Origin of the sequence: Carboxylicivirga caseinilyticus (assembly GCF_050589785.1) — a bacterium.
GTDB classification, from domain to species: Bacteria; Bacteroidota; Bacteroidia; order Bacteroidales; family Marinilabiliaceae; genus Carboxylicivirga; species Carboxylicivirga caseinilyticus.
This window is the reverse complement of sequence record NZ_JBNGOX010000073.1, coordinates 1-7,968: the sequence shown is the minus strand read 5'-3', so window position 1 is coordinate 7,968 and position 7,968 is coordinate 1. Positions and strand designations below refer to the sequence as shown.

General features: G+C 37.0%; 4 protein-coding genes, 1 other RNA gene and 1 pseudogene. 1 reads left to right on the top strand and 5 read right to left on the bottom strand.

The features are described 5' to 3' along the window. Positions 1-124 precede the first annotated feature (124 nt). From ACRD62_RS22020 to ACRD62_RS22000, 5 genes and pseudogenes are all read right to left on the bottom strand, one after another. Positions 125-2,104 (bottom strand): lipocalin-like domain-containing protein, encoded by a 1,980-nt coding sequence (locus tag ACRD62_RS22020; RefSeq protein ID WP_430822243.1) that lies wholly within the window; start codon positions 2,102-2,104, stop codon positions 125-127. A gap of 60 nt (positions 2,105-2,164) precedes the next feature. Continuing rightward, positions 2,165-3,361, bottom strand: a pseudogene (locus ACRD62_RS22015) (family 43 glycosylhydrolase); the annotation flags it as partial. Between the two features lie 368 nt (positions 3,362-3,729). Next, positions 3,730-4,129: a transfer-messenger RNA gene (gene ssrA / locus ACRD62_RS22010) on the bottom strand. Between the two features lie 45 nt (positions 4,130-4,174). Then, complete coding sequence (gene rpe / locus ACRD62_RS22005; protein WP_430822242.1) at positions 4,175-4,825, bottom strand: ribulose-phosphate 3-epimerase; 651 nt, start codon at positions 4,823-4,825, stop codon at positions 4,175-4,177. A 122-nt stretch (positions 4,826-4,947) separates the two neighbouring features. Next, positions 4,948-5,811, bottom strand: a complete 864-nt coding sequence (locus ACRD62_RS22000) for a sigma-70 family RNA polymerase sigma factor (RefSeq protein ID WP_430822241.1) — start codon at positions 5,809-5,811, stop codon at positions 4,948-4,950. 300 nt (positions 5,812-6,111) lie between these two features. Here ACRD62_RS22000 and rho point away from each other — a divergent pair, with 300 nt between their 5' ends. After that, positions 6,112-7,854: a transcription termination factor Rho gene (gene rho / locus ACRD62_RS21995; RefSeq protein WP_430822240.1), complete on the top strand. Its 1,743-nt coding sequence runs from the start codon at positions 6,112-6,114 to the stop codon at positions 7,852-7,854. Positions 7,855-7,968 lie beyond the last annotated feature (114 nt).

Sequence of the window (7,968 nt, the reverse complement as noted above, 5' to 3'; positions counted from 1 at the left end):
TCCCCTTCAGGGGATTTAGGGGTGACATAAAATGATATTTTATTACAAATTGAAACTAACGTTGTTCTGATGTTTAATTTTTGGACACCCTCTTTATGGTTTATTAAATTGAATTTATTTCTTTTTAATGGGATCTAATAAAGAGCTTCTGAACATGTTTACCTTGTCGAACAATATATATGCTCGTTGGCAAATTGAGAGATGCTAATTTACCTTTTGCAACTATAACACCCGATAGATTATACACTTCCAGATCACTGTTATAATCAATTTTAATTTCTGTTGTGATAATACCGGTACTGTAATTACCTTCTTTAACCTTGATGTTGTCAACACCCAAAGTTCCAACGCCACGCCCGGCAAGCAACCATAGTCCCTTAAGTAAACCATTGCCATTTATTGAGGTAATACCATTATAAATTGAGTTCCCTGTTGAACGGTCAGTAATTGTAACATCAGCAGTATTAGCTGTAATGTTTACATTTCCACTGATTCTTATCCAAGTTCCGGGCTCAATGGTGAGCGCAGAAGAAGTCGATCCATTTACATACCAAGTACTTCCATTGCTACCATTAAAAGTAGGAGTAACTAGTCGGAATATATATCCCGAGCTTGTTGTATTGTTTGTTTGATTATTATTGTCGGTACTGATCAATGCTACTTCACTAACTGATCGATCAACTACATTACCCGGAGTTAAGCAAACATCAAATGAGAAATTATAATTAGTAAGACTACTTACATTACTGAACACATTCAATGCGCTTCTGTTACCAGAGCCACCACCCGTAGCTAACTGTATGTAACTACTTCCTTCTGATGAATCATATATGCTTGTTAAAGTACCGTATGGACTGGACCAGGATGATACTAAACCAACATAGTCATAATCTTCATAAAAAGCATATTCCGAAACATCTATTGGTTCATAGGTTGATAAATCAAGATCGGCCGAATAACCGACAACTATGTTTGTAGCATTATAATCTAAAATTAGTTGTCCATTACGATAATAGCCTAAAACGGCAGTAACTATGTCGGCAGGAGTAACACCTGAGCCATAACTTGGCGTTGTTGTTGGCTGGTAGGTAAGCATCAATTCTCCATCTTTATAATAGGAGATTGAACCATTTACGTTATAAGATACTGTTACATAACAGTTAGTATTAAGAAATATTTGCCAGGCATTTGCTGCTGAGTATCCAGCTGATATTGCGGCAGACGATAAGGTTGCTTTTGCTTCATAGAAGTCAGCGCTATTATATCTTAATACTGATAGAAACAAACTGTACAGGTTATCCGAAGAGTGAGCTATCAAATCCCAGTCGCTGGTAATATTTTCAAGATAGAAACTAAGTGATAATCCTGTTTTATTGTTGATGTTATTGTTTGGAGTGGCATTAGCAAACTCTGATATGCTTGCATATGAGTCCATTATTGCATCTTCTTCAATTGGCAACAGATCAGCAATGCTCCGTGCGATTAATTGAATTGAATAGGTTATGATATAGTTATAATCGCCACAGGATATTGTTAAAGTTAAATCAGTTGTCGTATTGGTTGTAATATCCTGAATAATACCTTCCGGACTTATCAGTGAATTGTCCCAGCTCCATGAGTAACTTACGTCGTAATAACCATCGGTTGGTAATGAAAGTTGAGCGCCACTATATGCTTTGGAAGGTATGGTACCATTAAATTTTTTGGCATTATATGCTACAAGAGCATCATCCGGGAATGGCTTTCCAACGCCTGCTTTTTGGTAACCAAAAACCGAAATGTCGCTTCCCACTGCTGAGAAACACAGTGTGTTATGGTTTAATCGCTCCATCTTTTGAGTTACTAATACACCCTGAAATGTAATACCGTTGATCGAAAGGGTAATGTAAGGTCCGTCTGCTGCTTGCGACCATGATCCTGTGTAAGCACCTGTTACAGATCCATCTGTGTTAAGCACAATCTCTTTCTCTTCAACGCATTCGAGGTTGGCATAGTCTGTGCCTGTTCCGTGATACAGAATGCCATATGCTCCGGCTACATCTTCGGTTGCAAAGGCTTCGGTTTCTAATGTTTCACCGGAATATTCGAAAGGTGCGGCGGTGATGTAACCGTTTTTTGTTTGAAATAGTTGATGAACCCTTACCTGATGTCCTTCTGTACCATCGTTAAAACGTGTATGATATACCAGATAACTTTTACCGTCATCATCAACCACTGCCGAATTATGCCCCTGTGCAGTGAAACCTTTATCCATCCAGCTCCACTTATAGTAAGACATTAGTCTTAAACCAACATTGCCATTGATGGCTCCCACTCCGGTATTGGTAGAGGAGTATCTGGCGTCCTGCCCGGTCATATCTACATATGGTCCGGTGGCATTAGTTGAAGCATATACACGCATATTATAACCACCTGTGGCGGTAAGACCACCGTTTGTGACAAATAAATAATATTTGTCATTAATATATTCTATATAGGCTGCCTCACCTGATACATGATTTCCTCCGGCTATTTTTATACCCTGATATTCATCAGACGTTGCATTTGCTGCCGTTCCGTCTGTTGTGGTATAGGTATAAGTATAATCTCTCAGGCCTGTATTTTTATCAAGACGTAACATATAAATTCCACCGAACCACGAACCATATGCCATCCATAAATTCCCTTCTTCATCGTAAATTACGCCCGGGTCAATAGCATTTTGTCCGTAAGTATGGCTACCGTTTCTATTTAATAAATATCTAGAAGGAAATCCTTCTGAAATGTTTATTACATCATAAAAGTCAGTTTCCGAAGCTTCTGTCTGATTTGTAAATCCTGAATACACAACAGGGCCTTCATAGGTCCAATTACCATTTAGAGTACTGGCAGTGAGCAAAACTACTGAACTATACCAATAGTCTCCATTGATACTCATGTACATGCACCACTTTTGCATGTCTTTATTCCAGATAACGTCAGGAGCCCACATATTACCACTAACGTTATAATTAGTACTGCCTTTTGCTGACCATGAAGCCGGTTCTGCAAAAATAGTCTGATATGAACTGTTAATATTATTTGTAAAAGAAGTCCAATTTTCGAGATCGGTCGAATAAGCCCATGCTAAATGCGAACCAAAAATGTAATAAACCTTTGTAGCTCCTTCAGAATATTCTCCGGTAATGGTAGCCCCTGTTTGATATCCGATAACCACAGATGGATCATGAACAGTTACATATCTAAAGGAAGTCGGATTAAAATAGTTGTTGTAAAGTGTTTCTATTTCAGTGCTTGTTAGTGTTACTGCAGAAACCTGAGTGCCTCTTAATAAAAATAAACTGGTAATTACTAAAAAGGTAAATAGGTAGTTTTTTTTCATATGTAATTTAAAATTTAGTAGACTTTTGATTTACTGAATATGGCTTAAATGTATCAAAACCTTAAATACCAGCTTAAGCTTCAAAAAGAAAATACATAATAGTCCACCAATTCTGACGATAAATACAATACCATTATTGATGTTTATAGGTTGATACCGGAAAAGGATTTCGATCTCAAATAATTTTGCTAAGATATAAACAGAAAGCTATATGACGTATTCCATATATAGATTAGTAATACGCGGACATAGAATAGTAAAACAATTTCTAATTCGATTATAAGGATCTTAAATATGATCAGAAAAACAAAAAATAAAATCCCTTTGCAGAGAAGGGATTTGGAGTTTTTGAAAGGTTTTTGAATTTTTAGTGGAGCTGCAGGGAATCGAACCCTGGTCCAGACAAAGAAGTCATATGCTTTCTACATGCTTAGCTTTGACTTATTTTTCGAATAGCAGCTGGATCAAAGCCACCGACTGCTACCTTATCTTCTTAAATTTCGGAAAAAGCCCGAAGCTTACCTTTTCCTAGTTCTGATTTACCAGCATCTCTGAACCGAACCGCCTCAAAACTTAGCATTCGAGAGATGTCTTGTTCCGGCATCTAATGCCAGAATTATGCTAATCTACTATACTTCGATTAAGCTGCAAGAGCGTAATTTGTTTCGCCAATTAAAATGGTTGAGATCCGAGATTAACGAGCCAGCATCACGACGCTCGACATGCTTACATACCACTTTGCAATGCTGTCAAATCCACGTCAGCCCCAAGTGAAATGTGCCACAAATATAATAAAAAGCAAAGAATATAAACTTAGAAATTCTTCAATAAAGAAATGGTTTCAACAGGATTCTTTGATTTAAAAACATAACTACCTGCAACTAAAACATCTGCACCTGTATTAATTAATTTTTTCGCATTGCTGTTATCAACACCACCGTCTATTTCGATTAATGCCCTGCTATTCTTTTTAAGAATGAGTTCTTTTAATTGCTCAATCTTATTATAAGTGTTTTCAATAAATTTCTGACCTCCAAAACCCGGGTTAACCGACATCAATAAAACCAGATCAAGTTCTGATATGATGTCTTCCAACAAGGCAACTGGAGTGTGGGGATTTAAAGTAACTCCGGCTTTCATCCCGGCATTATGTATCGATTGTACAGTGCGGTGCAGGTGAGTACAAGCTTCGTAGTGAACATTGTAGATGTTGGCTCCGGCATTTTTGAAAGCATCAATGTATCTGTCGGGTTCAACAATCATAAGATGAACATCCATTGGTTTCTGACATTTATCTTTAATTGACTCAAGAACCGGAATACCAAAAGATATATTAGGAACAAACACTCCATCCATTATATCAAGATGTAACCAATCGGCTTCACTCTGATTGATCATTTCTATTTCGGATGATAAATTACTGAAGTCGGCTGCTAATAATGACGGAGCAATCAAATGTTTCATTGAATTTTAATTTCTTTAGTCACAAAAGTACAATAGAATGGCTTTCAAAAAAATCACTTTTTAAGATAAATAAAGAAAAAGATGAAATTTTACTCACTCAGTTGTGGGTGATGCATGGCATCTTAACCCAGAAAGGATCTTAAAATCTTACTTCTATAAGTGTTTTTAAGTCTTTTTATTGCCTTTTCTTTAATCTGACGTACTCGTTCTCTTGTCAGATTAAAAAGTTTACCAATTTCTTCAAGAGAATACGGAGGTTCCCCATTCAATCCGTAATACAGTTTAATAATATCTGATTCTCTTGTAGAAAGTGTGGCTAATGAACGTTCAATTTCTTTTCGTAACGAATCATCCAAAAGTTGAGTGTCAGGACTGATGAAATCAGATGATAATAGTACATCGTATAAGGTATTATCCTCATCCTTTTTTAATGGTGCATCCATCGAAAGGTGACGTGATGATACTTTTAATGCTTCTCCGACTTCTTTAGGTGCAATTTCCAGAACACTGGCAATTTCCTCGGCAGTTGGTTCTCTCTGATAATCTTGTTCTAATCTTGCAAAGGCATTATTTACCTTGTTGATCGAACCAATTTTGTTCAGTGGAAGCCTTACAATACGAGCCTGCTCAGCTAAAGCTTGTAAAATGGATTGTCGAATCCACCAAACCGCATAGCTAATAAATTTGAACCCTCTTGTTTCGTCAAATCTTTGAGCGGCTTTAATCAATCCCAAATTACCTTCGTTAATTAAATCAGGAAGACTTAATCCTTGGTTTTGATATTGCTTGGACACTGATACAACAAATCGTAAGTTCGAATTAATTAGTTGCTCCAAAGCTTTATTATCTCCATTCTTTATTTTTTTGGCAAGACTTACTTCTTCTTCAGCAGAAAGAAGCCTCACCTTGCCAATCTCATGAAGATATTTATCCAGAGAAGGAGTCTCCCGATTGGTTACCTGTTTTGTAATTTTAAGTTGTCTCATTGCATAACGGTGGTTGTGTAGTTTAGGATGTCTGTATTCTTTGCAACATGCTTCTTAGTCAATTTGTTCGCGTGTTTTTTAAAATTGCAGAAAAAAAAACAAACGGCAAAGACAAATGTTAATTAATTTGAGTAAAATGGAGTTGATTGTCATTAAATTATTTTGTTTGAATTTAAAGAATCCATACATTTGTGCGAACAATAAAAGTTGGTGCCTGTCAGGTATTCAATTCTTTAAACAAACTTTCATTTAAATAAGAATATTTTTTTAGTTCTAAGGACTTTCCTTATTCTATAGATTATGTACGATATTTTAGAGCTTAATAAAAAGCTACTTGCCGATTTACGACAAATTGCTAAAGAACTTAATGTAAAACGAGTTGAGTCGTTTAAGAAACAGGATCTTATCTATAAGATTCTTGATGAACAGGCTATTCAGGTTACTGAAAATAAGAAGCCGGTTAAAAAAGAAAAGGTTATTGATAAAAAACCACGTAATAAACGTCCAAGAACCCAACGTGCCGATACTGGTTTGGTGGCGTCTTCGGTATCTTCAAAAGTGGCTGAGGCAGCCAGTTCGATGAGTGAAGAACCTAAAAAGGTTATTCCGGAAGAGAAGAAAGTAGAAGAGCCAAAGGCGGAGGTTGAAGTAAAGACTGAAAAACCGATCGTTGAAGAAAAGGTTGAAGTTGTAGAGGAGAAAAAGGAAGAGGTTGTTGCGAAAGAGGAGCCTGTTAAAGAAGCTCCTGTGAAAGAACTTAAAAAGCGTGACGGAAAAGACCGTCCGGAGAAAAGTGAGCGTCCGGTTAGAGAGAATCGTAACCAGGAAAATCGTAGTCAGGATGACCAACCTGGAAGAAAATGGCAGGATAAAAACAAAGAGCGTCGCCAGTTTGATCGTAAAGATGATAAGGCTTACGAGTTCGAGGGTATAATCTCTGCTTCAGGCGTGTTGGAAATTATGCCTGATGGTTATGGTTTTCTTCGTTCATCAGATTATAACTATTTGAACTCACCTGATGATATATATGTTTCTCAGTCTCAGATCAAACTTTTTGGTTTAAAAACAGGTGATACTGTTTTAGGATCTATTCGTCCTCCAAAAGAAGGAGAGAAATATTTTCCATTAATCAAAGTTGAGTTAATTAATGGTAGAACCCCTGCTATTGTGCGCGACCGTGTTCAATTCGATCATTTAACGCCTATTTTCCCTAATGAGAAATTTAACCTGACTGATGGAACAAAAGCTAGTCTTTCATCGCGTGTGGTTGATATGTTTTCTCCTATTGGAAAAGGACAACGTGGATTGATTGTTGCTCAACCAAAAACTGGTAAAACAGTATTATTAAAGGATATTGCAAATGCTATTGCTTCCAATCATCCTGAGGTTTATATGATCATCCTTTTGATCGATGAGCGTCCGGAAGAAGTAACAGACATGGCACGTAGTGTGAATGCAGAAGTAGTATCTTCTACTTTTGACGAGCCTGCAGAACGTCATGTTAAGGTTGCGAACATTGTTCTGGAGAAAGCAAAGCGTATGGTAGAATGTGGTCATGATGTAGTGATTTTATTAGATTCAATTACTCGTCTTGCTCGTGCTTATAATACTGTTTCTCCTGCGTCAGGTAAAGTGTTGTCGGGTGGTGTTGATGCTAATGCTTTACATCGACCAAAACGATTCTTTGGTGCAGCGCGTAATATTGAAAATGGTGGATCTTTAACCATTATCGCTACTGCATTAACTGAAACAGGTTCGAAGATGGATGAAGTGATCTTTGAAGAATTTAAAGGTACAGGTAATATGGAACTTCAGTTGGATCGTCGTTTGTCGAACAAGCGTATTTTCCCTGCTGTGGATGTAAACCTGTCAAGTACCCGTCGCGAAGATTTGTTGATGGATCCGGAATTTATGAATCGTATCTGGATATTGCGTAACTACCTGTCGGATATGACGCCGGTAGAAGCAATGGAATTTTTACATGATCGCATGCAGAAGACAAATTCTAATGAAGAATTTCTGATTTCGATGAATGATAATTAAGGTTATTCAATTATAGTAGAAAAAGAGGGTGTCCAAAAACTAAACATCAAAACAACGTTAGTTTCAATTTGTAATAAAATATCATTTTATGTCACCCCTAAATCCCCTGAAGGG

Excerpts from the sequence above, each read along its gene's own strand:
- ACRD62_RS22000 (WP_430822241.1), bottom strand. The coding sequence starts at position 5,811 with ATGAGACAACTTAAAATTACAAAACAGGTAACCAATCGGGAGACTCCT.
- rho (WP_430822240.1), top strand. The coding sequence starts at position 6,112 with ATGTACGATATTTTAGAGCTTAATAAAAAGCTACTTGCCGATTTACGA.
- rpe (WP_430822242.1), bottom strand. The coding sequence starts at position 4,825 with ATGAAACATTTGATTGCTCCGTCATTATTAGCAGCCGACTTCAGTAAT.